Here is a 26,258-nt window from a genome sequence, read left to right as displayed (position 1 = left end):
TAATGCGGCCGTCGCATATCGCGTCTATCCGGAAATAGGCCGTGCAACACCTGGTGGCGAGCCCGTGCGGGCCGCACGGGACCGGCGGGGGATCGGGTACGGGCCGGAGCGCGGGCCCGCCGGGGTGACCGCCGGCTCGCGAGGCCCCTCGCGTCTCTCGCGAGGAGCCTTCGCGGGGCTCAGAGGGTGTCGGAGAGCGCCTTGATGGGCATCTTGAGGTCCACCAGCAGGCCGAGGTCGGCCTCGGCCGTACGGCCCAGGGTGGTCAGGTAGTTGCCCACGATGATCGCGTTGATGCCGCCGAGCATGCCGTCACGGGTGCCCAGGTCGCCCAGGGTCAGCTCGCGGCCCCCCGCGTAGCGCAGGATCGTGCGGGGCAGCGCGAGCCTGAAGGTGGCGATCGTCCGCAGCGCCTCCGACCCCTCCAGCAGCGGGAAGGACGCGAAGGGGGTGCCGGGACGCGGGTTGAGGAAGTTCAGCGGGACCTCGTCGGGCGCCAGCTCGCCGAGCTGCCCGGCGAACTCGGCGCGCTGCTCCCGCGTCTCGCCCATGCCCACGATGCCGCCGCAGCACAGTTCCATCCCGGCCTCGCGCACCATCAGGCAGGTGTCCCAGCGCTCCTCCCAGGTGTGGGTGGTGACGACCTTGCCGAAGTGCGACCTCGCGGTCTCCAGGTTGTGGTTGTAGCGGTGCACGCCCATCTCGGCCAGCTCGTCCACCTGCTCCTGGGTGAGCATGCCCAGCGAGCACGCGACGTTGATGTCGACCGCCTCGCGGATCGCCTTCACACCCTGGCGGACCTGGTCCATCAGCCGCCGGTCGGGGCCCCGTACGGCGGCCACGATGCAGAACTCGGTGGCTCCCGTCGCCGCGGTCTCCCTGGCGGCCTCGACCAGCGAGGGGATGTCCAGCCAGACGGCGCGGACCGGGGAGGAGAACTGCCCCGACTGCGAGCAGAAGTGGCAGTCCTCCGGGCAGCCGCCGGTCTTGAGGGAGACGATCCCCTCGACCTCCACCTCCGGACCGCACCACTTCATCCGCACCTCGTGGGCGAGGGCCAGCAGCTCGGCCAGGCGGTCGTCGGGCAGCTCCAGGCAGCGCAGCGCCTGCGCCGCGTCGAGGCCGCGTCCCTCCTCCAGCACCTGGGTCCGGGCGATCTCGAGGATGTCGCTCATCAAATACCTCCAGTGTGGAGAGGAACTCCGCGGCTCCGGCTACGGGGAAAGCCTAAGGGTGGCGCGGAAGGAAGGGGGGTCGAAGCCGCCGCCCAGCGCCGGGCCCAGTCCCGCGCGGGCCGCGCGGGCGAAGGCGTCGCGCTCCAGCGACCCGGCCCCCTCCGGGAGGGCGCCCGCCAGCGGCCGGGCGGCCAGCATCTCCAGGTCCGCCACGTTGCTCCGCTCGGCGAGGCCGGGTTCGGCCGGCCAGGAGCCGATCACCACTCCGGCGGGCTCCAGCCCTCGGTGGGCCATCGCCTCCAGCGTCAGCGCGGTGTGGTTGAGCGTGCCCAGCCCGGCCCTGGTCACCAGGAGCACCTGGGCCGAGAGCGCCCGGGCGAGGTCGGCGAGGGTCGCCCCCTCCTCGTCGAAGCGGACGAGCAGCCCGCCCGCCCCCTCGACGATCACCAGCCGGTGCGAGTCGGCCAGCTCCTTGATCCGGGCCGCCGCCCGCGTGACGGAGACCGGCGGCAGGCCGGACAGGCGCGCCGCCGCGGCGGGGGACAGCGCGGCGGGGTACCTGGCCAGCTCGAAGGTCGTGCGTACCCCGGACAGCCGGATGACGTCGTCCACGTCGCCCGGCTCGGCACCGGACACCCCGGTCTGCGCGGGCTTCACCACCGCCACCGAGGAGCCCCGCTCCCTGGCGAGCGCGGCCACCGCCGCGGTGACGACCGTCTTCCCCACCCCGGTGTCGGTCCCGGTGACCACGAGAATGCTCACCCGTCTCACCTTAGGCGGGCGGGACCGCGCGGGCGCGTGCGTCCGCACGGCCCGGCGCCGTCGTGGGCGTCGGGGGCCGGGTCAGGGGCGGCGCAGGCGGGTGACGAACTTGTAGCGGTCTCCCCGGTACAGGGACTGGGCCCACTCGACCGGGTTGCCGTCCGCGTCGAAGGCGTGCCGGGTGAGCAGGAGCATCGGCAGGCCGACGTCGACGCCGAGCACCTGCGCGTCGTACGGGGTGGCCAGCACGGTCTCTATGATCTCCTCGGCGTCGGTCAGCCGCACGTTGTACGCGTTGTACAGCGTCTCGTACAGCGAGGAGTGCACCTCGAGCTCCCGCCGGAGGCGGGGGAAGCGCCGGGCCGACAGGTGGGTGGTGTCGATCGACATCGGCTCGCCGTTGGCCAGGCGCAGGCGGTGGATGCGCAGTACGCGGCCACCGGCGTTGATGGCCAGGCGGCGGGCCAGCGGCTCGTCGGCGGTGACGTAACTGGTGTCGAGGATCTTGGTGTCGGGTTCGAGGCCGGCGGTCCTCAGGTTCCCGGTGTAGGAGGTCAGCTGGAGGACCTGGGCGACCTTGGGCTGCGCGACGAACGTCCCCTTGCCCTGGATGCGCACCAGGCGGCCCTCGACCACGAGCTCGGACAGGGCCTGGCGCACGGTCGTGCGCGACGTCTCGAAGCGGACCGCGAGGGCCCGTTCCGGCGGCAGGGCGCTGCCCGCGGGCAGGCTCTTGGTGAGGGTGAGCAGGCTACGTTTGACGTCGTAGTACTTCGGGATCCTCGGGGAGTCGTCGCTCACATGGTCACCTTCATCTCGGCCACGGCGGTGAGTGCACCCCGGATCACCGCTAGATCATCGGAACTCAGATTGGCCCGTGCCGTCAACCGCAGACAAGAGCGGCCGACCGGCACCGAGGGCGGCCGGAAGCATCCGGCGCGCACCCCGTGTTCCGCGCAGATGAGGGCGGCCCGAAGCGCGGTCTCGGGTGGGCCGAGCACGATGGGGACGACCGCACCCGCCGGATCGCCGGTCTCCAGGCCGAGATCGCGGGCCATCGCGGCCAGCTCCCTCGCCCTGGTTCGCACGCGTCCGGGCAGTTCGGGCTGATGGTGAAGGATATCGACGGCGGCGAGTGCCGCCGCAACGCTGCCCGGTGCCAATCCGGTGTCGAAGATGAACGAGCGTCCCGTGTCGACGAGGGTCTGGATCACCTCGGGGGCGCCCAGCACGGCCCCGCCCTGCGATCCCAGGGATTTGGACAGTGTGATCGTTCTCACAACGCCCGGTTCGGCCGCGAGCCCGGCGGCGTGCACCGCGCCCTGCCCGCGAGCGCCGACGACCCCGATCGAGTGGGCCTCGTCGACGACCAGCAGCGCGCCCTGCCGCACCGCCGCCGCGTGCAATCCCGCGAGCGGGGCGAGGTCGCCGTCCACGGAGAAGACCGCGTCGGTGACCACGATCGCGTGCTCCTCGTCCCGGCCGGCCAGCGCCTTCTCCACGGCCGCCACGTCCTTGTGCGGGGTGACCACGACCCGCGAGCGCGACAGCCGGCAGGCGTCCACGATCGACGCGTGGTTGCCCGCGTCCGAGACCACCAGGGCGTCCCTGCCCAGGGCCGCGACGGCGGCCAGGTTGGCCAGGTAGCCGGAGGAGAACACCAGGGCATCCTGCGCTCCGGCGAAGGCGCGCAGGCGCGTCTCCAGGCGCGCGTGGAGGGCCGTGGAGCCCGTGACCAGGCGGGAACCGGTGGAGCCGGTACCCCACTCTCGCGTGGCCGCCACGGCCGCCTCGACCAGCCGCTCGTCCCTGGCCAGGCCGAGGTAGTCGTTGGAGGCCAGGTCGATCAGGCCGTCGTCGTCGGGGGCGCGGGCGCGCAGGACCCGCCGCAGCCCTGCCGCCTCCCTCGTGGCCGCCGCCGTGCGGAACCGGGCCAGCGGGTCGGGGGTCTGCTCCATAAGCGGCATCTTTCCAGCCGGACTCACCCGATTCGCGTTCGGGCCTGCAAAGAACGCATGATGCACGGGTGCCGACTCTAAGCGACCTGGCGGTCCGTCACACCGCGCTCGACGATGCGGACCTGGAGTGGATGCACTCGCTGGTCTCCGACTGGCAGCTCCTCGCCGACCTCTCCTTCGCGGACCTGATCTTGTGGATCCCGCTGAAGGAGGGCTCCGGCTGGATCGCGATCGCGCAGATGAGACCCACCACGGGACCGACGGTCTATCACGACGACATCGTGGGGATGACGGCGGCCAAGGGGGAGCGGCCGCTCCTGGAGACGGCCTGGAACGAGCGGCGCATCTGCCGCGAGGGCGATCCCGACTGGTCGAGCGGGGTGCCGGTCCGCGAGGAGACCATCCCGGTGCGGCGGGCCGACCACTTCCTGGGCGTCATCCAGCGCTCGACGAACCTGTCCTCCGCGCGCACTCCCTCCAGGTTGGAGCTGACCTACCTGCAGAGCGCCTCCGACCTGGCCCAGATGGTGGCCGAGGGCCGCTTCCCGTTCTCCGGCGCCGAGCCGATCCTGGTCCGCTCGCCGAGGGTCGGCGACGGCCTGCTCCGGCTCGACCGGGCGGGCCGCGTCACGTACGCCTCGCCGAACGCCCTTTCCGCCTACCGGCGGCTGGGCCTCAACGCCGACCTGGTCGGCGCGGAGCTGGGCCGTACGACCGCGACGCTCTGCTACTCCGACGAGCCGATCAACGAGAACCTGATGCTCGTCGCGAGCGGGCGGGAGCCCAGGGAGACGGAGGTGGAGTCGGGCGGCACGGTCGTGCAGCTGCGGGCGATCCCGCTGGTCGTCGGCGGCGGGAGGATCGGCGCGCTGGTGCTCATCAGGGACGTGACCGAGCTGCGGCGCCGCGAGCGGGAGCTGATGACCAAGGACGCCACCATCAAGGAGATCCACCACCGGGTGAAGAACAACCTGCAGACGGTGGCCGCGCTGCTGCGGCTCCAGGCCAGGCGGATGCAGCTGCCGGAGGGCAGGGAGGCGCTGGAGGAGGCGGTGCGCAGGGTCGGGTCGATCGCGATCGTGCACGAGACGCTCTCCCACACGCCCGAGGAACAGGTCGACTTCGACGACATCGCCGACCGGGTGATCGCGATGACGGGAGAGGTCGCGGCCCCGGAGACGCAGGTGGTGCCGCATCGCGTCGGGACGTTCGGGGTGTTGCGCTCGGAGGTCGCGACGCCGCTGGCGATGGTTCTCACCGAGTTGCTGCAGAACGCGGTCCAGCACGGGCTGGCACAGCGCCAGGGCAGGCTGCAGGTGATCGTGTCACGGGGGGCCGAGCGGCTGGACGTGATCGTGTCCGATGACGGCAGCGGGCTGCCCGAGGACTTCGATCTCGACCGGACCACCAGCCTCGGCCTGCAGATCGTCAGGACCCTGGTGGTGGGCGAGCTGTCCGGGCGGCTCGCCATCGAGCCGCGCCAGGGCGGCGGGACCGAGGTGAGCCTGAGCATTCCCCTCCCCGCGATCTGAGCGGGGGAGGGGGAACGGCGTCAGGTCACGCCCTCGCCGCGGGGCGTGCCCGTCGCCCGGTCCGAGGAGAGATGGGACCGGGGAAAAGGAGCGTTCTCATCGGGATGTTCCGGTGTGGCGGCCGGTTCGGAGGCTCGTACGGGAGCGGGCCTCTTCGAGATGATCAGGCGGGGCTTCGGCTTCAGACGCTCGTGCGGGTGCGGGCACGGGCCGTGCGGCGCTTGAGCGCACGTCGCTCGTCCTCGCTCAGGCCGCCCCAGACACCGGCGTCCTGGCCGGATTCCAGCGCCCACTTCAGGCACGCCTCACTGATGCTGCACGAGTTGCAGACCTGCTTGGCTTCCTCGATCTGCATCAGGGCGGGACCGGTGTTGCCGATCGGGAAGAACAGCTCGGGGTCCACGTCACGGCAGGCAGCGTTGTGGCGCCAGTCCATGCGTCCACTCCTTCGTATGAGGAGCCCTTGCGTCGGCTCCAGCGGCTCACTTTGTGAAGAGTTTCACTAACCAGCGCGAACGGTTCCCCGGTCCGTGGTTCGGGTCGGGGGTCCATCCGCTTGATCGCCGTTGGCCTGGGAGCGAGGTGGCCGCTCAAAGGTCCTACGTTCCGACGTCATTCCTGAGATTGTCAGCCACGCTTAGTGCACGCAAGAGGTTTGGGAGAACGTTTTACCTGAAATGGATGTCGGATGCGTCACACAGGCCGCACGTAACAGATCAGACCAAGACCTGTAACGCGTCAGGGATAGAGCGGAACGTTATCCGCTCGACCTCCCCCAGGTAGTCCCCGTCCAGCTGGAACGCCACCGGGCGCCTGGAACTCAGGGTGAACTCCTTCTCGTCGTGCAGCTGCACCAGGTGGCGGCCCGTCGGCAGGGTGTCGCGGGCGCCGAGGATCTGGGGCATCAGCTGGAGCATGGAGGGCAGGCCGAGGCGCTGCAGGCCCAGCAGGTCGAGCCCGGTCTCGAAGCTCGCCCACGGGGTCGGGGAGACCGGGCGGGGGCCGATGAACGACCACGGGGAGGTGTTGGAGATGACGGCCATGAAGATGCCGCCGGTCCGCGGCACCTCCGGGCCCTCCACGGTCATCGGCGGGTGGCGCTTGTCGGTCGACAGGTAGTGGTGTAACGCTGTGTTCACATAGCGGGTGGGCGTCGCCTTGCGGCCGGTGCCCCGCATCCCCTCGACCGCCCTGATCACCTCGGCGTCGTACCCCAGGCCGCTACAGAACGTGAAATACCTGCTGTGGCCATCCCAGATCGCCTGGCCGAGCCCGACGGTCCGCCTCCGGCCGTCGCGGATCGCCTCCAGGATCGCTCCCACCGCCTCCACCGGGTCGTTCGGCAGGCCCAGGGCCCTTGCGAAGACGTTGGCACTGCCGCCGGGGATGGCCAGCAGCGCGGGCCGGTCGGCCGAGCTGCCCTCGTCGCCCGCCTTGCCGTCCACCGGGTCGAGCAGCCCGTTCACCGCCTCGTTGATGGTGCCGTCACCACCCAGCACGGCCACCGCGTCGTAGCCGGAGGCGTGCGCCTTGCGGGAGAGCTGCGTCGCGTGCCCCCGGTATCCCGTCTCCTCGACGGTGAGGTTCATCGTCGCGCTCAGCGCCCTGATGAGAACGTCCCTGGTTCGCTGGTTGGTCGTCGTCGCCTTCGGATTCACCAGGAGCATCGCGCGCATGGCCTCAGCGTATCCGCCGGAAACCGAGCTGAGGCGGCGAAGAGGGGGGCGACGATACCCGGCGATAGGGTTGGCCCCGTGCCGAACCGCCCGCTGACCCTCACCGTCGCCGCCGCCGTCATGGCGCTGGAAGGCGCGACCGCCCTGATCCTCGGCGGCTACGCCGGCGTGGAGACGGTGATCGGCCGTCCGTCCGACCTGATGAGCTCGATCGCCGTCGCCGCGTTCGGGATCATCATCGGCGCCGCCCTGCTCTGGGTCGGCTGGGGAATGATCCACTCGGAGCGGTGGGCGCGGAGCCCGGGCGTGCTGACGCAGATCTTCGCCATCCCGGTCTCGGTCACGCTGATCCAGTCCGACCAGCTGGTGATCGGCTTCTCGCTGATCGCCCTCGCGGTGGTCGGACTGGTCGCGCTGCTGTCCCCGCCGACGACGCACGCCCTCTACGGGGACCAGGACCAGCCGTCCGGCTAGTCGTCGACGGTCAGACCCTCGCGGAGCTGGGCGAGGGTCCTGGCGAGCAACCGGGACACGTGCATCTGCGAGATGCCGAGCTCGGTGGCGATCTGGGACTGTGTCATGTTGCCGAAGAAACGCAGCAGCAGGATCCGCTTCTCGCGCGGAGGCAGCCGCTCCAGCAGGGGCTTGAGCGACTCGCGGTACTCGACGCCCTCCAGGGAGTCGTCCACGATCCCGAGGGAGTCGGCCACCGCCGGCGCGTCGTCGTCGCCGGAGTCGGGCGCGTCGAGGGAGACCGTGGAGTAGGCGTTGGCCGACTCCAGCCCCTCGAGCACCTCCTCCTCGCTCATCTTCAGGAACGCGGCCAGCTCGGCCACGGTCGGCGCGCGCCCCTCCCGCTGGGAGAGCTCGCTGATCGCCTTGGTGAGCGAGAGCTTGAGCTCCTGCAGCCGGCGCGGCACGCGGACCGCCCAGCCCTTGTCGCGGAAGTGGCGTTTGATCTCGCCCACGATCGTCGGGGTCGCGTAGGTGGAGAACTCCACCCCGCGGCCGAGATCGAAGCGGTCGATCGACTTGATCAGTCCGATGGTCGCGACCTGGGTGAGGTCGTCCAGCCACTCGCCCCGGTTGCGGAACCGGCGGGCGAGGTATTCGACGAGGGGGAGATGGAGCTCGACGAGCTCGTCGCGGATGCGCTGGCGTCGCGGGTCGTCGGCGGTCAACTCCACCAGTTCCGCGAAGAGCAGGCGCGCACGCACCCGATCGGGCACCGCGTGGTCGCTGGCGGCCATGGCACGAGTCCTTTCCGTCACGCCGGCCTCGCCGCGCCTCGGCGCTTGCGGAGGACGATCGCCATACGGTCGGGGGAGTCGGTTACGGCATCCACATCGTCAGCCAGGGCGGTGAGCACCATCCACGCGAAGTCGTCGCGCTTTGGAGGGGTGCTTCCCACCGTGCTGACCTCGACCCGCACTTTCATCAGCTGCCCGGTGAGCTCGAACTCGGCAGTCAGATCGGTGCCGGGAACGGCCTGGGTCAGTAACATCGCACACGCCTCGTCGACCGCAATCCGAAGATCCTCGATCTCGTCCAGCGTGAAGTCCAGCCGTACGGCAAGCGCGGCTGTCGCCGTACGCAGCACGGACAGATAGGCACTCGTCGCCGGCAGCCGGACGCTCACCACGTCACGGATCCCGCCCATGCCGACCGCGGGCGCCTCGGTGTGTTCGGTCACGTTCCTCCTCGCAGAGTCGCTGACTGCAACCTACAGCCCTGGGACGGTAGTTGGCCCGCTTGGACTCGCGATCGAGGCGATTTGCCACCGTCAAGAACCCCTGAAGATACGCAAAAGGGGCACTGTACTTATGGCGGCTCCGGCGCGTCGCGACCCGGCCCCGGGCCGGGCGACGCCGGCGCGCCGGGATCCGGCCTGTCAGGCGAGGTCGAGGCATCGCGGCCCGGACGACGTGCCGACGGCGGCGCGTCCTCGCGGACCCCGATCCGGATCAAGGGAGTGTCCCGGGGGACGTTTCCTTGATCCGGACTACCGGCGCCCCATCACGAGATCGTTGTGAGGGTTTTAGGCGGCCTTGGTCTCCCAGAAGATCTTGGAGATGTCGTCGATCTTGCCGAGGAGCTCGTCGGCCTTGGCGACGTCGACCGTGCCCTTGCCGCCGGCCGCGCCCGCGAGCTTGGTGGCCTCCCAGAACAGCTGGTGCAGCTGCGGGTAGGTCTCCAGGTGCGGGGGCTTGAAGTAGTCGGTCCACAGCACCCACAGGTGGTGCTTGACCAGCTCGGCCCGCTCCTCCTTGATGGTCAGCGCGCGGGCGCGGAACACCGGGTCCTCGTTTCCGGCGTACTTCTCCATGATGGCCTTGACGGATTCGGCCTCGATGCGGGCCTGGGCCGGGTCGTACACGCCGCAGGGCAGGTCGCAGTGCGCCGAGGCGATGTGCTTGGGGCGCATAAGTCGTGCGAGCATCGGAAATCCTTCCTTGATGCCGGGTTCAGAATGGTCCGGTTAACGACCTTACTCGTCTCCGAATGCCCGCGCGGGAGGGGGTTACGCTCCATGAGAGTCCGTGTCGCAGGTGAGTCGATGCTGCCCGCGCTGCGGCCCGGCGACTGGCTCTGGGTACGGCGCGGCGCGGCCGTGCGGCCGGGGGACCTGGTCGTCGCCCGGTTGCCGTCCGATCCCGCCGTGCTCATCGTCAAGCGCGCCGCGTGGGAGGCGGACGGCGGCTGGTGGCTGGAGAGCGACAACCAGCGCGCCTCCGGCCGGCGCGACAGCTGGGACTTCGGGGCGCTGCCGCCGTCGTCGATCGTCGGCCGGGTGATGTTGCGCTACTGGCCGGATCCCTGGCGGGCCCGGTGAGGCGCCTCCGGGTGTCTCCGGCTTACTGGACGACCTTCTGGCGGGCCCGGTAGGCGGCGACGTTGGCCCGGCTGGCGCACCGCTCCGAGCAGTAGCGGCGCGACCGGTTGGAGGAGGTGTCGAGGTAGGCCCTGCGACAGGGCGGCGCCTGGCAGAGGCCGAGCCGGTCGACGCCGAGATCGGTGATCATGGTGGCGAGTCCCATCACCGCGCCCACCGCGTACTGGTCGGCCATCCGGCCGCCCTCGGTGAGGTGCAGGTGCCAGCGCTCGCCGTCGTGACCGGAGATCTGCGGCTGGACCGGGTGGTGGATCAGCAGCGAGTTGAGCCGGTCGACCACCGCCTCCTCGTCGCCCGCCTCGGCGGTCTCGAACACGATCATCAGCTCCTCGCGCAGGTCGCGCAGGGCTTCCAGGTCGCTCCTGGTGATGCGGCAGCCGGGCCGGTAGCGGCCGCCCTCTTCCAGGAGCAGGCGCAGCCCGTCGAGGCCGGTCAGCCGGTCGGGACTGTTGATCAGTAGTACGGCCAGCTCCGCGTAGGAGGTCAGGTCCATCTGGGGATCCGTCGATGTAAGAGGCGGCATGGATTTTGAGTATTACACGATGTGGTGAGGTTAACACCGGGACGGCGAAAGTGAGCGACTTCCCTCCACGGGCGGCAGTCTCAACATGTGGCACAATCGAGCAACGGGTGACCCCCGTACCCCCTCCAGGCGACCGTGCTCAGTGGGCAGGTCCCGAGCGGCTACCGAAGCCCGGGACATGCTTCCTCCGGCCGCCTCCGAAGGAAACATCCGTCTGTCTGACTGAACTACAGGGGTCGCTGTGGCTGTCATGCCATCCTCCATCTCCCTCGAAGCCCTCGAAGCCCTCGATCTTGACCCGGCCTTCGCCCTGCACCGCGGGGGCAAGCTGGAGGTCCGCTCCACCGTCCCGGTCCGCGACGCCGACGACCTGGCGCTCGCCTACACGCCGGGGGTGGCCAGGGTCTGCAGCGCGATCGCCGAGGAGCCCGAGCTGGCCAAGGACTACACCTGGATCTCCAACGTGGTCGCCGTCGTCTCCGACGGCACCGCCGTGCTCGGCCTCGGGGACATCGGGCCCGCCGCCGCCATGCCGGTCATGGAGGGCAAGGCACTGCTGTTCAAGCAGTTCGCGAACGTCGACGCGGTGCCTCTCTGCCTTGACTGCACCAACGTGGACGCGCTGGTCGAGACGGTCGTCCGGCTCGCCCCCTCCTTCGGGGGGATCAACCTCGAGGACATCAGCGCGCCCCGCTGCTTCGAGATCGAGGCGCGCCTTCGCGAGCTCCTCGACATCCCCGTCTTCCACGACGACCAGCACGGCACCGCGATCGTCACGCTGGCCGCGCTGAAGAACGCCGCGCGGCTGACCGGCCGCTCGCTGGGAGAGCTGCGCGTCGTGGTCGCCGGCGCCGGCGCCTCCGGGATCGCGGTCAGCCGGTTCCTGCTCAACGCGGGCATCGGCGACATCGCGGTGGCCGACTCCAAGGGCCTCATCCACGAGGGCCGCGTCGGGCTCAACCCGGTGAAGGAGGCCCTGGCGCGCGACAGCAACAGGGCGGGCCTGCGCGGTTCCACCGAGCAGGCGCTGGCCGGGGCCGACGTGTTCGTCGGGCTGTCGGGCTCGACGGTCTCCGAGGAGGCCATCGCGTCGATGGCCCCGGACTCGATCGTCTTCGCGCTGTCCAACCCGACGCCCGAGGTGCGCCCGGACATCGCGCGCAAGTACGCGCGCGTGGTCGCGACAGGCCGCTCCGACTTCCCCAACCAGATCAACAACGTGCTGGCCTTCCCCGGCGTCTTCCGCGGGGCGCTCGACGTCCGCGCCACCACGATCACCGAGAACATGAAGGTCGCCGCGGCCGAGGCGCTGGCCGCGGTGGTCGGGGACGACGAGCTGTCGGCCGACTGCGTGATCCCCAGCCCGTTCGACGAGCGCGTCGCCCCCGCGGTCGTCGCCGCCGTCTCCGCGCAGGCCCGCGCCGACGGGGTCGCCCGCCTCTAGGGTCACCTCCGCTGCCTCCGGTCGTCGCCTCCGTACGGCCGCCGGCGCGATCGTGCACCCCATGCCCACCTCATGCTCATCGTGTGCCCACCAGGCATGTGACCACGGACGCCCCCCGCCCGACCGGCGAGGGGCGTTCGCGCTTTCCGGAAACCCCGATATTCGTCACGGATCGTGCTATAAAAAGAGCTCTCAGTTACCTATGTGCGTAAGGTGTGCATCAGGCAGCGATGCGCGCACGACCGGACCATGCGCGCTGCCGGCACGCAGATGGTTCTCGCGGTGAGGGGAGCTATGAGACGCGAGCCCAACCGACTACTCCAGAGGCTCATCGCCGAGGCGGGCTTCACCCACAAGGGTCTGGCCCGGCGGCTCAACGATCTCGGCGCGGCTCGTGGCCTGTCCGGTCTGAGGTACGACCACAGTTCCGTGCTGCGCTGGATCGCGGGCCAGCGGCCGAGAGACCCGGTCACCGGGCTGCTCGCCGAGATCTTCGCGCTCCGGCTCGGCAGGGCCGTGAGTCCCGAGGATCTCGGCCTGCCGGCCGTCCTGACGCCTCTCGACCTCGGGCAGGAGTTCAACCACACGTGGCAGGAGGGAATCTCGACCGTGACAGCACTGTGGCGCGGGGACGTGGAGAGACGAAGGTTCTTACTCGACTCCACCTTCGCGATCGGGGCCGGGTCCGCCGGGGCGGTGCGCTGGCTGACCCTTCCGCTGGAGGGCCGCCCCGAGGGGCGGGGCACCCGGCGCGTCGGCATGGACGACATCGCGGCGATCCGGGAGGTCACCCGGTCCTTCGGCGAGCTGGACAACAGGTTCGGCGGTGGGAGGGTCCGCCCCGCTGTCGTGAAATATCTGGATACGGCGGTGGCGCCGCTCCTCGGTGACGGCTCGTACGCCGAGAACACCGGCAAGGCGCTGGCGTCGGCCGCCGCCGAGCTGACCCGGCTGGCCGGATGGATGGCCTACGACCTGGAGCAGCACGGCCTGGCCCAGCGCTACCTGATCCAGGCGCTGCGCCTGGCGCGCGGGGCGGGCGACCACGGGCTCGGCGGCGAGATCCTCGCCGGGATGAGCCACCAGGCCATATATATAGGACAACCCGCCCACGCGCTCGACCTGGCCAGGGCCGCCCAGCTCTCCGCCCGCCGGGCCGGGATCTTCGCCCTGCTGGCCGAGACGCACGTGCTGGAGGCCCACGCGCACGCGGGGCTGGACGACCGCGCGGCGTGCGCGAGCTCCCTGCACGAGGCCGAGCTGTCCTTCGACCGGCGCCGGGCCGGCGACGAGCCCGACTGGATCTCCTACTTCGACGAGGCCTATCTTTCTGCGAAGTTCGCGCACTGCTTCCGCGATCTGGGCGACGGGCCGGGGACGGTACGGCACGCCAGACGCTCGCTGGAGATGGACGGGCGCTACGTACGCGGGCGGATGTTCAACCTGTCGCTGCTCTCGGCCGGGCTGCTCGCCTCGGGGGAGCTGGAGGAGGCCTGCTCCGTCGCGGTGGAGGCACTGGAGCTGGCGAAGGGCCTGGAGTCGGCCAGGACCCGGTCGTACGTCGCCGATCTGCGGCGGCGGCTGGATCCCCACGCCGGCGAGCGCCCGGTGGTGGAGCTGAACGAGCGGGTGGGGGAGCTCAATCCCGCCTGAGCCGGGTCGTTGTTCCTGTGGTTTCGGTGGGGAATGGCCGAAGGGGCCCGGCTGATGCCGGGCCCCTTCGGGTGGAGCTGGGTCTAACGGTGGTGCTGTGAGTCTGAGGTTTGGACGCTCAGGCTCGGGTGATCGTCAGGGAGCTACTACTTCTTGACGATCGAGCCGGACCACACCGCGGCGGCCTTGGCGTAGATGGCCGCGGTCTCACCGTCGAAGTACGGCGAGGTGATGGTGTCGAAGCGGCCGTTCTTGTCCTGGTCGCCGAACAGGCTGGTGACACCGTTGACGTAGCCGAGACGCTTGGCGTTGCTGTACTTGGCGAGCCAGGGGCCACCGTCGGCGCCGGGGGTGAAGGAGCTCTTGAGGCCAACGTGCTCCTCAACCTTCTCCGCAGCCGAGACGTACACCTTGCCGGAGGTCTTGCCGTAGGTCCACTTCGGCGTAACGCCGGTGTAGGCCTTGTTGCCGTCGGGGTGCGGCGCGGCGGGGTAGCCGAACACGAACACCGTCTGCTCGGGCTTCTGGTTCCAGGTGAAGCCCTGGCCGCCGACGTTGTCGCCCAGGCGACCGGCGTCCTTGATGTAGCCGTCGATGACGATGAAGACGGCCTTGAAGTACTTCTTCGAGGTGCCGGCCTTCAGCCACTTCTGCACGTAGTAGTGCGTGATGACGAAGTTGCCCTGGGCGTCCTTGACCTTGGTGCCCGGGCCCGTGTACGCGTTGTACTGGGACTCGGTGACGTGCTCGACCTCGGGCTCGCCCAGCTTGTTGCCGGTGCCGGGGCCAACCTGAGCAGCGTCGTAGACAGCCTTGGTGACCTCGGTGCGCTCGAGCACCGCGCCGGGGTGGTTCGGGCCCACGACGTCGGCCGGGGTGTCAGCACCCTCGGACCAGCAAGCACCCAGGTTCAGCACGCACTTGTCGTACTCGGCCTTGGTGATCTCGACCGGCTTGACTTCCTTGCGGCCCTCGAACTTCTTGTAGTCCGCCTCGGAAACTTCCTTGGCGGTGCCGCCACCGACCTGGATACCGTTGTACACGGTCACGAACGCGTAGTCGCGGTCGCGGTCGTTGTACGCGCTGTAGTCGTAGTGGGTGTAGGCGGTCTTGCCGACGTAGATGCCCCACGGGGTCTTGCCCTGGTAGTAGCCGGGGACGAAGACCCAGTTGTCCATGACGCTGGCGTTCTTCTTGTCGTCGTAGACGCAGTGACCGGCCGTGGCGACCAGGTTGCGGTACTTCGACTGGATCGAAGTGGCCGAGCACCACTTCAGCTCGTTCTCGGAGTCGACGAAGAACACCTTGCCGATGGTCTTCGGCAGGTTGATGTTCTTGACCTTGGCCGAGGACTTCTTCTCTTCGCCGATCGGGGCCACGATGCCCGGCTTGCCGTCGGGGGTGTAGCCGCCGGCCGCGCTCAGCTTCGAGGCCGCGATGGTCTCGTCGGTGTACGCGGTCGCCTTGGCGAGGTTGTTGGTGTGACCGTTGGCCTTGAGCCAGAACTCGGCGACGTCAACCGCGGCCGGGGCGTTCTTGGCCATGGTGTCGTAGGCCCAGTCCGGAACGGCGTTGGCGGTACCGGCCAGACCAGCGGCCAGCAGACCGGTGGCCAGAACGGCGCCACCGGCGGGGAGGAGGATGCGCTTCAAGGGGAGCTCCTTGGTCTGATGTGGAACGCTTCTTGCGTCCCATGCGTCAGTAAAGGGAATGCCAGAAACATACAGCGCCGATCTTGAACACCGGAAGCCGCTTTGGGGATCAAAGATGGCCTTGATGGCGCCGATGCCATTCTGTGATGTTTGAGCACGCCTGAAGCTGTTGTGAAAGTTGATGGGTGGGCTCCATGTTTACGCAGATAGGCATAGGGTTGGGGTGAAAGTGACCGATGTGGCGTGAGTGGGTAAGTACACTCCGTTACCGGCCATGTGTGATGCAGATCACATCGATTTGATGGCACCGATTTCGTGGCGGGCACGTCTAAAGGGCCGTCGATTCGGGATCCGGGGCGCGAACGAGCCTGAGAGCGTGCGGTACGGGCCCCCGAAACCGGTACGAACGACCTCTCGCAGCCCTCCCGTTCCCCGCAGGGGAGCTTGATCTTTCCGCTGCCGGGTGCCTGCTGCGGGGGTGGTGGCCTTCCGGCCAGAGGGATCTGACCCCGCTGAGAACGCGACCTGGCGGCGCCGAAGCGAGACGTCCACGTTCGCCGCTGCGGGAGAACGCTGCGAGGAACGCGATCTCCAAACCTGACCTTCGGATCCGTTCTGCAGACCTGTTCTCCGGAATCGGCCTCCGGAGCCGATTCCCGAAGCCGGTGTCATCGGGCGTTCCGATGGGGACATCGCCACTACGTCGAAGGGCCCGGCAGGTTGCCGGGCCCTTCGACGTCTCCGAAAACCGATCGCCGCTTTCGCGGTCATCGGTGGGGAATGGCCGAAGGGGCCCGGCAAGATCTGCCGGGCCCCTTCGGGTGGAGCTGGGTCTAACGGTGGTGCTGTGAGTCTGAGGTTTGGACGCTCAGGCTCGGGTGATCGTCAGGGAGCTACTACTTCTTGACGATCGAGCCGGACCACACCGCGGCGGCCTTGGCGTAGATGGCCGCGGTCTCACCGTCGAAGTACGGCGAGGTGATGGTGTCGAAGCGGCCGTTCTTGTCCTGGTCGCCGAACAGGCTGGTGACACCGTTGACGTAGCCGAGACGCTTGGCGTTGCTGTACTTGGCGAGCCAGGGGCCACCGTCGGCGCCGGGGGTGAAGGAGCTCTTGAGGCCAACGTGCTCCTCAACCTTCTCCGCAGCCGAGACGTACACCTTGCCGGAGGTCTTGCCGTAGGTCCACTTCGGCGTAACGCCGGTGTAGGCCTTGTTGCCGTCGGGGTGCGGCGCGGCGGGGTAGCCGAACACGAACACCGTCTGCTCGGGCTTCTGGTTCCAGGTGAAGCCCTGGCCGCCGACGTTGTCGCCCAGGCGACCGGCGTCCTTGATGTAGCCGTCGATGACGATGAAGACGGCCTTGAAGTACTTCTTCGAGGTGCCGGCCTTCAGCCACTTCTGCACGTAGTAGTGCGTGATGACGAAGTTGCCCTGGGCGTCCTTGACCTTGGTGCCCGGGCCCGTGTACGCGTTGTACTGGGACTCGGTGACGTGCTCGACCTCGGGCTCGCCCAGCTTGTTGCCGGTGCCGGGGCCAACCTGAGCAGCGTCGTAGACAGCCTTGGTGACCTCGGTGCGCTCGAGCACCGCGCCGGGGTGGTTCGGGCCCACGACGTCGGCCGGGGTGTCAGCACCCTCGGACCAGCAAGCACCCAGGTTCAGCACGCACTTGTCGTACTCGGCCTTGGTGATCTCGACCGGCTTGACTTCCTTGCGGCCCTCGAACTTCTTGTAGTCCGCCTCGGAAACTTCCTTGGCGGTGCCGCCACCGACCTGGATACCGTTGTACACGGTCACGAACGCGTAGTCGCGGTCGCGGTCGTTGTACGCGCTGTAGTCGTAGTGGGTGTAGGCGGTCTTGCCGACGTAGATGCCCCACGGGGTCTTGCCCTGGTAGTAGCCGGGGACGAAGACCCAGTTGTCCATGACGCTGGCGTTCTTCTTGTCGTCGTAGACGCAGTGACCGGCCGTGGCGACCAGGTTGCGGTACTTCGACTGGATCGAAGTGGCCGAGCACCACTTCAGCTCGTTCTCGGAGTCGACGAAGAACACCTTGCCGATGGTCTTCGGCAGGTTGATGTTCTTGACCTTGGCCGAGGACTTCTTCTCTTCGCCGATCGGGGCCACGATGCCCGGCTTGCCGTCGGGGGTGTAGCCGCCGGCCGCGCTCAGCTTCGAGGCCGCGATGGTCTCGTCGGTGTACGCGGTCGCCTTGGCGAGGTTGTTGGTGTGACCGTTGGCCTTGAGCCAGAACTCGGCGACGTCAACCGCGGCCGGGGCGTTCTTGGCCATGGTGTCGTAGGCCCAGTCCGGAACGGCGTTGGCGGTACCGGCCAGACCAGCGGCCAGCAGACCGGTGGCCAGAACGGCGCCACCGGCGGGGAGGAGGATGCGCTTCAAGGGGAGCTCCTTGGTCTGATGTGGAACGCTTCTTGCGTCCCATGCGTCAGTAAAGGGAATGCCAGAAACATACAGCGCCGATCTTGAACACCGGAAGCCGGTTCGAGAGGGAAGAAGCGGGCTTGGTGTGACGAGACCGTTTCGTGATGTTTGAAGACCCTTGATGCTGATGTTGCGATTGAGGTGGACCCGGGCTGTTTCCGCAGATAGGTGGAAGCCTGGGATGAAAGTGGCCGATGTGGCGTGTTCGGATGGTCACAATGAGCTGTAGCCCTCATGTGACGCAGATCACATCAACGTGATGGCACCGATTTCGCGGCGGGTACGTCTAACGCGTCCGTCCGCGACCGGAACGGCCTTCCCTGCCGCCCCGGGACACCTCTTCCCGGCTCCGGAAACCGGCCTCCTCGCCACGGAAACGCCCCGGAAAACGGGTGCGGGACCCGGCGCCGCGCGCCGGGTCCCGCCGATGTCTCGGAGGCCGAGGTAATCCCTCGCCCCCACGATGTGCGAGTTACCTGTAAAGCTCGCCGTTCGGGCCGACGATCCTGCCGGACCACACGTTGGCGGCCTTGCGGTAGATGTCGGCGGTCTCGCCGTCGAAGTACGGCGAGGTGATGAGGTCGTAGCGGTCGTTCTGGTCCTGGTCGCCGAACAGGCTGGTGACACCGTTGACGAGGCCCAGGCGCCGGGAGCTGCTGTACTGCGAGATCCAGGGGCCGCCGTCGGCGCCCGGCGTGAGGGCGCCCTTGAGACCGACGTGCTCCTCGACCTTCTCCGCGGCCGAGACGTACTCCTTGCCGGAGGTCTTGCCGTAGACGTACTTGGGTGTCACGCCGCTGTAGGGCTTGTCGCCGTCGGGGTGCGGGGCCTGGGGGTAGCCGAAGACGTAGACGGTCTTGCCGGTCCTCTGGTTCCAGGTGAAGCCCTGGCCGCCGACGTTGTCGCCCAGACGGCCGACGTCCTTGGAGAGCAGGATGTAGTAGTGCGAGCCACGTGACCACTTGGGCCCGGTGAACCCGTTGTACTCGCGCCTGGTGACCTGCTTGACCCCGTTGAAGGCGACGCCGTTGTAGACCGTGACGAAGGCGTAGTCCTTGTCGTAGTCCTCGTAGTTGGCGAAGTCGTAGTGCGTCCACGCCGACTTGCCGACGTAGATGCCCCACGGGGCCTTGCCCTGGTAGTAGCCGGGGACGAAGACCCACTTGTCGAGGGTGTCGCTGTTGCTGCCCGGGTCGTAGACGCAGTGCCCGGCCGTGGCGACCACGTTGCGGTACTTGCCCTGGATCGAGGTGGCCGAGCACCAGCGGTACTGGCCGTTGACGACGAAGAACACCTTGCCGATGGTCCTGGGCAGGTTGACGTTCTTGACGCGGCCGGACGGGGCCTTCTCCGAGCCGGTCGGACCGACGCTGCCGGGCCTGCCGTCGGGGGAGAAGCCGCCGCCGACCTTCATCTTCGGTGCACCGGGGTCGGGGTTGTAGACGGTCGCCTTCTTGAGGGCCGCGAAGTTGGAGGCGGCCCAGAAGTCGATGACCGAGACCGCCGAGGCGTTGTTCCTGGCCATCGGGTCGGTCGCCCAGTCGGGGGCGGCCTGGGCGGTGCCGGCCAGGGTGGTGGCCAGCAGGGCGGTGGCGGCTGCGGCGCCACCGAGGGGGAGAAGAGAGTGCTTCACGACAAAAGCTCCTTGCGCTGCAACGTTCCCGGACGGGACGTCCGGGAACTGCGGGACGACAAGCTACGAACCTATGCAGGGATCAAGGGAGCAAACACTGTATAAGGGTCCCTTAAGGATCTCTTAAGGCGGCGTTATGATCGGGGCGCCTGCTGGGCCGCGGCCCAGTGATAGACGGCGTAGGTCGACGCGATGAAGTACGGGGAGGAGATCCTGTCGTACTTGCGGTCGGTGTTGACGTCCCAGGCGAAGCTGTTGACGCCGTTGAGATAGCCGACGGAGTTCTTGTTGTCGTAGAAGATCAGCCACGGGCCGCCGCTCGCACCGTTGGTGAACGGGCAGGCCAGGGCGACGCCCTGCTCGACCAGGCGGGTGGGGGCCTTCACCCTGACGGTGAGCCCGCGGCACGACTTCAGCTGCTGGCCGTTGTAGGGCCTGCTGCCGTCGGGATGCGGGGCGGCGGGGTAGCCGAAGGCGAGGACGGACAGGCCGGCGCCGCGGTTGGTCGCGAGGCCCTGCCCGCCGACGTTGTCCTCCAGGCTTCCGACGCTCTCCATCTCGTAGCTGCCGGACGTCTTGCCGGCCTTCCACCTGAAGCCGTCGTGCACGGTGACGAACGCGTAGTCGTAGTCGTAGTCGCCCCTGCCGACGAAGTCCTCGTGCAGGTTGAGCGAGTGGCCGACGTAGATGCCGTACGGGGTGTTGCCCTTGTCATAGCCGGGGATGAAGATCCAGTATTCGGCCGGGCTGCCGGTCTTGGCGTCGTAGGCGCAGTGCCCGGCCGTGGCGACCAGGTTGCGGTTGCTCGCCGCCACGGAGGAGGCCGAGCACCAGTAGTCCTTGGAGCCGATCCGGAAGAACACCTTGCCCACGGTCACCGGCGAGTTGCCGGAGGCCGGGGCCCGCTTCTTCGGCAGGGTCGGCTTGACGACCGGTGCGGAGCCTCCCGAGGCGGAACCCTTTCCGCCGGTGGTCGCACCGGCCTCCGCGGTCATGGCCGTCGCGGCGGCGGACTTCCCGGTGGCGGACGCCGCGGCGGCCGTGGCACTCCCGGCCGTCGCACTTCCCGGGGTGGCCGCCGAGGTGGGCGACGCCGAGGAGGGAGGGCCGTCGCTCTTCATCCCTGGCGAGGCGGGCACGTTGTCCATGGCCTGCTTGAGCCTCGCCGGACTCCAGTACTCCGCGATCCGCCTCATGTCGGCGCTGCTCTTGGTCAGGGTGATCGAGGTGATCCCGTTGGGCACCCCGTCCAGCGGGGTGGCTGCGGCGCTCCCGGCGAACGCGGACGTCATGGTCACACAGGCGGCGACCAGCCCGCCGAGTGTGGCCGTGATCCGCCGAGCGCGGGAGGACATGGTGTTCCTTTCGGGGGATCGTGACGTTCGGGGAGTTACGGGAGGCGCAAGGGATGATTTTTCCAGATCAACTTAGTTTTGGGCAGTTCGTTGGACCGATCCGCTCATACTCTGTTATCTGATCAGTGTGGCCGAAGGTGTATAAGCACCCCGTGAAGGCAAGAAAGGGCCCGGTGCGTACCGGGCCCTTCCTCGTTCACGAAGCCCGTGTCTAGGCGGGGAGCTTCCCGGTCCAGAGGTTGGCGGCGTGCTTGTAGATGCCGTACGTGTCACCGTTGAAGTACGGGGTGGTGACGCGGTCGTAGCGCTTGTTGTTGTCGCTGTCGACCGTCAGGCTCACGACACCGTTGAGGTAGCCGGTCCGCTTGCTGTTCTTGTACTGCAGCAGGAAGGGACCGCCGCTGGCGCCCGGGGTGAAGGCGCACTTGATCGCCTGGTGCTCCTCGGCCTTGTAGGCCGACACGACGGGCGCGGCGCCGGTCTTGCCGTAGCACCACTTCTGGGTGTGGCCGGAGTACGGCTTGTCACCGTCGAGGTGGGCCGAGGTCGGGTAACCGAACGTGAAGACCTTCTTGCCCAGCTTCTGGTTCCAGCTGAAGCCCTGGCCGCCGACGTTGTCGCCCAGGCGGCCGGCCGCGGTCACGAAGGTGATGTAGTGCCGGAAGATGATGTACTTCGCTGACGACGTCTTCGCGATGTACTTCACCACGAAGTAGTACGTGATCGTGTAGTTGCCCCGGGAGTCGACCTCCTTGTGGCCGGGGCCCTTGTACGCCTCGTACTCGGTCTTGGTGACGTGCTCGACTCGGGGCTGGAGCTTGGAGCCGCTCGCGGGCCAGTCGGCCTGGTCAAGCGTCCTGCCGAGGGTGACCTTGTCGTCGTGCAGGCCGTAGACCTGGCCGGGGACCTTGTCCCAGCTGGACTTGTCGGTCTCGACCGCGACGGCGATCGCGCCCTTGTACTGCGGACCGACCTGGTCTTCCTTGTCCACGCCCTCGACCTTGCCGAGGCCGCCCTTCTTCGTCCACGCGTCGTAGGTGTTCCGGTCGACCGAGATGGCGGCCTCGCGGCCCACCCCGCCCTTGTCCATGTGAGCCTTGAAGGTCTTGTAGTCGACCTCCTTCTCGGGCTGCTGCTTGATGCCGTCGTAGACGTTGACGAAGGCGTAGTCGTAGTCGTAGTCCTCGTAGACCGTGAAGTCGTCGTGGGTGTTGACCTTGGCGCCGACGTAGATGCCCCAGGGAGCCTTGCCCTGGTAGTAGCCGGGGATGAACACGAAGTTGCCGAACGGCTTGTTCGTGTCGGTGTCGTAGACACAGTGGCCGGCGGTGGCGACCAGGTTGCGGAACTTCGACTGCACGGAGGTGCCGGAGCACCAACGCTCCTTGCCCTTGTCGTCGACGAAGAAGACCTTGCCGACGGTGATCGGGAGGTTCACGTTCCGCGACCTGCCGGCGGTCTTGCCCTCCTCGCCGGTCGGGGCGACGATGCCGGGCTTGCCGTCGGCGGCGGCCCTGGCGGCGCCGGTCTTGTTCAGCTTGGCGGAAACGGTGGAGTCGGCGAGGTAGGTCGTCGCCGACTTCAGCTTCGAGGCGGTCCAGTAGCCCGCGATGGCCTTCGCGTTACCGGAGGGGGTGAGCGCCGACGACTTGACGTCGGGATCGGCCGTGCTCGCCTGGGCGGTGGCGGGGAGGGAGGCGCCGACCATGGTGGCGGCGGCGAGGACGCCGCCGAGGGGGAGGGCGAGGCGCTTGGCTCGGGAGTTCAATGGAGCTCCTTCTTTGTCATGAGTCGCTCGGGACGCAACTCACGCATGCGTAAAGAGACAAGAGGTGACCGTACTCGGCAAAGATGGGTTAAAAAGCTATAAATCGGGCACGGGGTCGGACCGTTATATTTTTGTTACTAAATCCGTGGAACCAGGAATCCTCGGAGTCCGTCTGATCTACCTGAACTTGATCGAGAGGTCCCCCGCGGGTCATGTGACCGTATGAACTGCGGAAACACCCAGGCTTGTCGGTGTCCCGCGAGAGCGTCCGAGGGCAGGCTGAGCCGGCATCCGCGTCACACGTCATCGGGGGATCTCATGCGGCGTCTTCTCTGTCTGGCCGTTGTCGGCCTCTTCCAGCTCTCGGGTACGGCCGTGGCGTCCACGGTGCCGCCCCGCGATCCCGGCCCGGGGTGGCAGGAGACGAGACCGTACCCCTACCCCGGCGACTCGGGACCGCAGGTGACGCGGCCGCTCCCGCTCCATCCGGGCGGGCCCGCCCACGTCATGCCAGGACCGGTCGAACCGTTTCCCGGCGCCAGGCCTCCGCGCAGCGCCAGGGCGCTCGTGCTGAGCCTCGCGCAGGGCGACAAGCCCGTGCCCGTGGCGGGCCACGCCCTGCTGCTGTGCGACCGGCCCGGCGGCACCCATCCCGACGCGGTCCGCGCCTGCGAGGCGCTGGCCGAGGTGCGGGGTGACCCCGCCAGGCTCAGGGCGAGGACGGGGGTGGCGTGCACCCTGCAGTACGACCCGGTCACGGTGACCGCCAGCGGGATCTGGAACAACCGTTTCGTCCGGTTCGAACGCACCTACGGCAGCCCGTGCGCGCTGCGGGCCGCCACCGGCGCGGTCTTCGCCCTGGGAGGCGATTCCCGGCGACCGGGATGGAGCGTTCCGGACACGGTGACGGCCCTTCCCGGGCCGCTGCCCGGAACGTTCCCCGGGCCGATCCGGCGGCCGGGTTCGTAGCCGTCCCCGCTCTCTTCGGGAAAGGGCCCGGTCCTGGGACCGGGCCCTGCTCGTTCCCTGCTTGTTCACTGCCCGTCCGCCGCGGCCGGCCGAATGGCCTTACGGTCGGCCGCGGGTGCGGGTCAGCTGGTCCAGCGGTTGGCCGCGGCCTTGTAGACCTTGTAGGTGTCGCCGTTGAAGTACGGCGAGGAGATCTTGTCGTACCGGTCGTTCTTGTCGGTGTCCCAGGCGATGCTGTTGACGCCGATCAGGTAGCCGGTCCGGCTGGAGCTCTTGTACTTGTAGAGCCAGGGGCCGCCGCTCGCGCCCGAGGTGAAGGCGCACTTGAAGCCGATGTGCTCCTGGACGTTGTACTTCGGCGCGGCCGGCATGGCGCCGGTCTTGCCGTAGCACCACTTCATCGTGCGGCCGGAGAAGGGCTTGTCGCCGTCGGGGTGCAGGCCGGCCGGGTAGCCGAAGGAGAAGACCGTGTTCTTGACCTTCTGGTTCCAGGCGAAGCCCTGGCCGCCGACGTTGTCGCCGAGACGGCCGACGTTCTTGATGACCGGCTTCCACTTGTTGTCCTTGTCCTTCTCCCAGTTCACCTTGAACCCGGAGTGGACGTTGACGAAGGCGTAGTCGTAGTCGTAGTCCTCCTTCACCACGAAGTCGTCGTGCGCGTTGAACCACTTGGCCGCGTAGATGCCGTAGGGGTTCTTGCCGTCCCACGCCTGGTTGCCGTCCCAGTAGGACGGGATGAAGATCCAGTTGTCGTAGAACTGGTTGGTCTTCACGTCGTAGACGCAGTGCGCGGAGGTGGCGACCACGTTGCGGTACTTGCCCTGGACCGAACTGCCGGAGCAGTACTTCCAGCTCTTCGGGTCCGACGGGTTGGCGCCGGGCAGGGTGAAGAAGACGCGCCCGACGGTGTTGGGCAGGTTCACCTGCTTGCTCTTGGAGGACTTGGTGCCCTCCGCGCCGATCGGCGGGACCGACCCGCCGGGGCCGTCGGGGCCCGCCGCGCTGGAGGCCTTGCCGCCCTTGACGCTCAGGTCGAGGTCGCCGGTGGCGTCCGTGGCCTTGCGCATCCGCTCGGGCGACCAGAAGGAGGTGGCCTGGCCGGCCGTCTCCGAGGCCTGGGAACTGACCACGTCCTTGGGGGCCGTACCGGCGTTGGCACCGGTGGTGGCGCCGATCGCTCCGGCGATCATGAGAACGCCGGTGAGGGGGATCGTGAGGCGCCGTGCTCGGGAATTCATGAAGCTCCTTTCGTTCTCAGCGCGGAGACGGGACTTCTCCTCGCCGGGAAAACGATCGGAACGTTACTGACTGGATCAAGCGGCGGGCAGGAATTGACGGGAAAAAGTCTGAGATGGTTCCATCCGATGCTGTCTTGTTATTTAAATAGCTATTTGTTATAAGTTAACGAATAGGCATTTCCGCAGCTCATCGCAGTTGCGGGGCGATCTCAGAGGCATCGCCGTCATCACCGGTAACAGCGATTACCGAAGGTTTCTCGAGCAACTTCGACACCTTTGGAGTGTCGGGTGCGGTGACGTTCTCGATGCTGTTCCGCGGTTTCTCATGGTCATTTTCCGTGAGGTGGCCGCAGCGGACGAGCCGAATACCGGAACAGCGGTCCCGGGACACGGGTGCCGCACCACGGATCCCGCGACGTGACCCTCGGAACACGGATACCGGAACGTCACGGGGCACCGGCGCACGGACCGCACGACCCGGCCACCCGAGAGCGGGCGCCGGGACCCGGGTGCCGGAACCAGGGCGCAGGAACGCGGACGTCGCGGTGTGACGGCGCCCTCTCTCCGAGGCATCGATTCTGATTCGTGACGGTACTGACGCGGACGCCGAGACCGCCGGACCCCGAAGATGGGGCCGGGAACCGTACCTTCTGCAGGAGGCGGCCGAGGACGTGGCCGGTGGTCAGCACGACATCATCGAGGCGAGGTCCCGGAAGGGACCGTGGCCCTGGATCGGCGTCGCCGCGCTGGCGGCGCTCGTGGCGTGGAACCTGACGACGGCCCGGGAGCGGCCGGACACGATCTCGCCGCCGTTCCCGCCGCCGGTGCCCACCCGGGCGGGGACCGTCGCGGAGCAGGTCCCGAACGTGCTCAACCCGGGATTCCGCAAGAAGGGCGGCAGGGAGATCCTCGACGTGGTCTTCCCCGACGGCTCGGCGGCGGAGGTGAGCTACCCGGCGGAGCTGGGCCTGGCCGGGCTGGGGGTCCGGCCCGCGATGTCGGGCCGGCTCGACGGCGACACCGGCCCGTACCGGCAGCTGACCGTGCCGTCAGGCGGTCCGGCGGGGGTCTCCCGAGGGCAGCCGATGATCAGGCGACTGGCCAAGCGGGTCACCCTCTGGCATCCGATGAGCCCTGCCGAGGGCGAGGTGCTGCTGTTCGCGTTCGACCCGTGGTTCGTGGCGCTGCGCGATCTCAAGGACGGCATGCCCTTCGAGCAGCGCATGCTCTGGGCGCGCAACCTGCGCGGCAAGGTGACCAAGGGCGGCTACCTCGTGCTCGAGGCCACGCCCCCGGTGCGGCTGGCCACGCAGGGGGAGATCCTCGACGGTGAGCCGCTGGGACCGCAGCTGTGGTTCGGCGGGGCCAGGGAGACGCTGCTGGTGCTGGCTCCGGTGCCGGGCTGCGACGTCGCGTCGATCGAGCTCTCCGTCATCGAGCAGCGGCGCCGCTTCTCCGCGGAGACCTGCCAGGACGGCGTGTACGTCGCGGCCTCGGGGGAGCGGGGACACGTCGAGCGGACCATGGCGGGCATGACCGTCAGGCGGACGGCGTAACGGCGGCCCGTTCACCGTGATCGCCGC

The 26,258-nt window shown here is 68.5% G+C and carries 23 protein-coding genes; 7 read left to right on the top strand and 16 right to left on the bottom strand.

The genetic code is table 11. The annotated features are described in order from the left end of the window. Positions 1-179 precede the first annotated feature (179 nt). From bioB to ACVCAG_RS41035, 4 genes are all read right to left on the bottom strand, one after another. Complete coding sequence (gene bioB / locus ACVCAG_RS41050; RefSeq protein WP_440088579.1) at positions 180-1,175, bottom strand: biotin synthase BioB; 996 nt, start codon at positions 1,173-1,175, stop codon at positions 180-182. A 39-nt stretch (positions 1,176-1,214) separates the two neighbouring features. Then, positions 1,215-1,937, bottom strand: coding sequence for a dethiobiotin synthase (gene bioD, locus ACVCAG_RS41045; protein WP_440088577.1), 723 nt, complete (start codon positions 1,935-1,937; stop codon positions 1,215-1,217). An 81-nt stretch (positions 1,938-2,018) separates the two neighbouring features. Further along, positions 2,019-2,738: a GntR family transcriptional regulator gene (locus ACVCAG_RS41040; protein ID WP_350976883.1), complete on the bottom strand. Its 720-nt coding sequence runs from the start codon at positions 2,736-2,738 to the stop codon at positions 2,019-2,021. Further along, the gene (locus ACVCAG_RS41035) at positions 2,735-3,895 is read right to left on the bottom strand and encodes an aminotransferase class I/II-fold pyridoxal phosphate-dependent enzyme (protein WP_440088576.1); all 1,161 of its coding nucleotides are present in this window, start codon (positions 3,893-3,895) and stop codon (positions 2,735-2,737) included. The genes ACVCAG_RS41040 and ACVCAG_RS41035 overlap by 4 nt, the downstream gene beginning before the upstream one ends. Positions 3,896-3,963: 68 nt before the next feature. On the opposite strand from ACVCAG_RS41035, the gene ACVCAG_RS41030 reads away from it, so the two are divergent. Continuing rightward, positions 3,964-5,427 (top strand): histidine kinase N-terminal domain-containing protein, encoded by a 1,464-nt coding sequence (locus tag ACVCAG_RS41030; RefSeq protein ID WP_440073013.1) that lies wholly within the window; start codon positions 3,964-3,966, stop codon positions 5,425-5,427. A 181-nt stretch (positions 5,428-5,608) separates the two neighbouring features. Here ACVCAG_RS41030 and ACVCAG_RS41025 read toward each other — a convergent pair whose 3' ends face one another. Both ACVCAG_RS41025 and ACVCAG_RS41020 read right to left on the bottom strand, forming a co-directional pair. Next, positions 5,609-5,863, bottom strand: coding sequence for a WhiB family transcriptional regulator (locus tag ACVCAG_RS41025; RefSeq protein ID WP_440088575.1), 255 nt, complete (start codon positions 5,861-5,863; stop codon positions 5,609-5,611). A gap of 280 nt (positions 5,864-6,143) precedes the next feature. Next, a complete protein-coding gene (locus tag ACVCAG_RS41020) occupies positions 6,144-7,103 on the bottom strand; it encodes a diacylglycerol kinase family protein (RefSeq protein ID WP_440088573.1) in 960 nt (319 codons plus the stop codon). Between the two features lie 78 nt (positions 7,104-7,181). On the opposite strand from ACVCAG_RS41020, the gene ACVCAG_RS41015 reads away from it, so the two are divergent. Continuing rightward, entirely contained in the window at positions 7,182-7,577 is a 396-nt protein-coding gene (locus ACVCAG_RS41015; RefSeq protein WP_440088572.1) for a hypothetical protein, read from the top strand. On the opposite strand, the gene ACVCAG_RS41010 is transcribed toward ACVCAG_RS41015, so the two are convergent. The 3 genes from ACVCAG_RS41010 to sodN form a co-directional block, all read right to left on the bottom strand. After that, positions 7,574-8,353, bottom strand: coding sequence for an RNA polymerase sigma factor SigF (locus ACVCAG_RS41010; RefSeq protein ID WP_362697768.1), 780 nt, complete (start codon positions 8,351-8,353; stop codon positions 7,574-7,576). The genes ACVCAG_RS41015 and ACVCAG_RS41010 overlap by 4 nt on opposite strands. A gap of 17 nt (positions 8,354-8,370) precedes the next feature. Further along, positions 8,371-8,796, bottom strand: a complete 426-nt coding sequence (locus ACVCAG_RS41005; protein ID WP_030924831.1) for an anti-sigma factor — start codon at positions 8,794-8,796, stop codon at positions 8,371-8,373. A gap of 345 nt (positions 8,797-9,141) precedes the next feature. Beyond that, entirely contained in the window at positions 9,142-9,543 is a 402-nt protein-coding gene (sodN, locus tag ACVCAG_RS41000) for a superoxide dismutase, Ni (protein ID WP_440088571.1), read from the bottom strand. Positions 9,544-9,633: 90 nt separating this feature from the next. Here sodN and sodX point away from each other — a divergent pair, with 90 nt between their 5' ends. Beyond that, entirely contained in the window at positions 9,634-9,936 is a 303-nt protein-coding gene (sodX, locus tag ACVCAG_RS40995; protein WP_440088568.1) for a nickel-type superoxide dismutase maturation protease, read from the top strand. A gap of 22 nt (positions 9,937-9,958) precedes the next feature. Here the strand turns inward: sodX and ACVCAG_RS40990 are convergent, their stop codons facing one another. Further along, a complete protein-coding gene (locus tag ACVCAG_RS40990) occupies positions 9,959-10,489 on the bottom strand; it encodes a CGNR zinc finger domain-containing protein (RefSeq protein WP_362697777.1) in 531 nt (176 codons plus the stop codon). Between the two features lie 280 nt (positions 10,490-10,769). Between ACVCAG_RS40990 and ACVCAG_RS40985 the strand changes: the two genes are divergently transcribed. After that, positions 10,770-11,963 carry a malic enzyme-like NAD(P)-binding protein gene (locus tag ACVCAG_RS40985; RefSeq protein ID WP_440088609.1) on the top strand — a complete coding sequence of 398 codons (1,194 nt, stop codon included), beginning with the start codon at positions 10,770-10,772 and terminating at the stop codon, positions 11,961-11,963. Between the two features lie 294 nt (positions 11,964-12,257). Next, positions 12,258-13,616: a hypothetical protein gene (locus ACVCAG_RS40980; RefSeq protein ID WP_440088566.1), complete on the top strand. Its 1,359-nt coding sequence runs from the start codon at positions 12,258-12,260 to the stop codon at positions 13,614-13,616. Between the two features lie 146 nt (positions 13,617-13,762). Here ACVCAG_RS40980 and ACVCAG_RS40975 read toward each other — a convergent pair whose 3' ends face one another. The 5 genes from ACVCAG_RS40975 to ACVCAG_RS40955 form a co-directional block, all read right to left on the bottom strand. After that, positions 13,763-15,268, bottom strand: a complete 1,506-nt coding sequence (locus ACVCAG_RS40975) for a trypsin-like serine peptidase (protein WP_440088565.1) — start codon at positions 15,266-15,268, stop codon at positions 13,763-13,765. An 896-nt stretch (positions 15,269-16,164) separates the two neighbouring features. Then, entirely contained in the window at positions 16,165-17,670 is a 1,506-nt protein-coding gene (locus ACVCAG_RS40970) for a trypsin-like serine peptidase (RefSeq protein ID WP_440088565.1), read from the bottom strand. Positions 17,671-18,184: 514 nt separating this feature from the next. Then, complete coding sequence (locus ACVCAG_RS40965; RefSeq protein WP_440088564.1) at positions 18,185-19,345, bottom strand: trypsin-like serine peptidase; 1,161 nt, start codon at positions 19,343-19,345, stop codon at positions 18,185-18,187. A gap of 134 nt (positions 19,346-19,479) precedes the next feature. Continuing rightward, complete coding sequence (locus tag ACVCAG_RS40960) at positions 19,480-20,700, bottom strand: trypsin-like serine peptidase (protein WP_440088563.1); 1,221 nt, start codon at positions 20,698-20,700, stop codon at positions 19,480-19,482. A gap of 211 nt (positions 20,701-20,911) precedes the next feature. Continuing rightward, a complete protein-coding gene (locus tag ACVCAG_RS40955) occupies positions 20,912-22,468 on the bottom strand; it encodes a hypothetical protein (RefSeq protein ID WP_440088562.1) in 1,557 nt (518 codons plus the stop codon). A 318-nt stretch (positions 22,469-22,786) separates the two neighbouring features. On the opposite strand from ACVCAG_RS40955, the gene ACVCAG_RS40950 reads away from it, so the two are divergent. Next, on the top strand, positions 22,787-23,437 hold the full coding sequence (locus ACVCAG_RS40950; RefSeq protein ID WP_447191417.1) for an SSI family serine proteinase inhibitor: 651 nt from the start codon (positions 22,787-22,789) through the stop codon (positions 23,435-23,437). A 122-nt stretch (positions 23,438-23,559) separates the two neighbouring features. On the opposite strand, the gene ACVCAG_RS40945 is transcribed toward ACVCAG_RS40950, so the two are convergent. Next, positions 23,560-24,675, bottom strand: a complete 1,116-nt coding sequence (locus ACVCAG_RS40945; protein WP_440088559.1) for a trypsin-like serine peptidase — start codon at positions 24,673-24,675, stop codon at positions 23,560-23,562. A 671-nt stretch (positions 24,676-25,346) separates the two neighbouring features. On the opposite strand from ACVCAG_RS40945, the gene ACVCAG_RS40940 reads away from it, so the two are divergent. Further along, positions 25,347-26,231, top strand: a complete 885-nt coding sequence (locus ACVCAG_RS40940; protein ID WP_440088558.1) for a hypothetical protein — start codon at positions 25,347-25,349, stop codon at positions 26,229-26,231. Positions 26,232-26,258 lie beyond the last annotated feature (27 nt).

The organism is Streptosporangium sp. G12, assembly GCF_052983175.1.
Note: the sequence above shows the minus strand (reverse complement) of the source record. Positions and strands in the feature narration are given on the sequence as shown.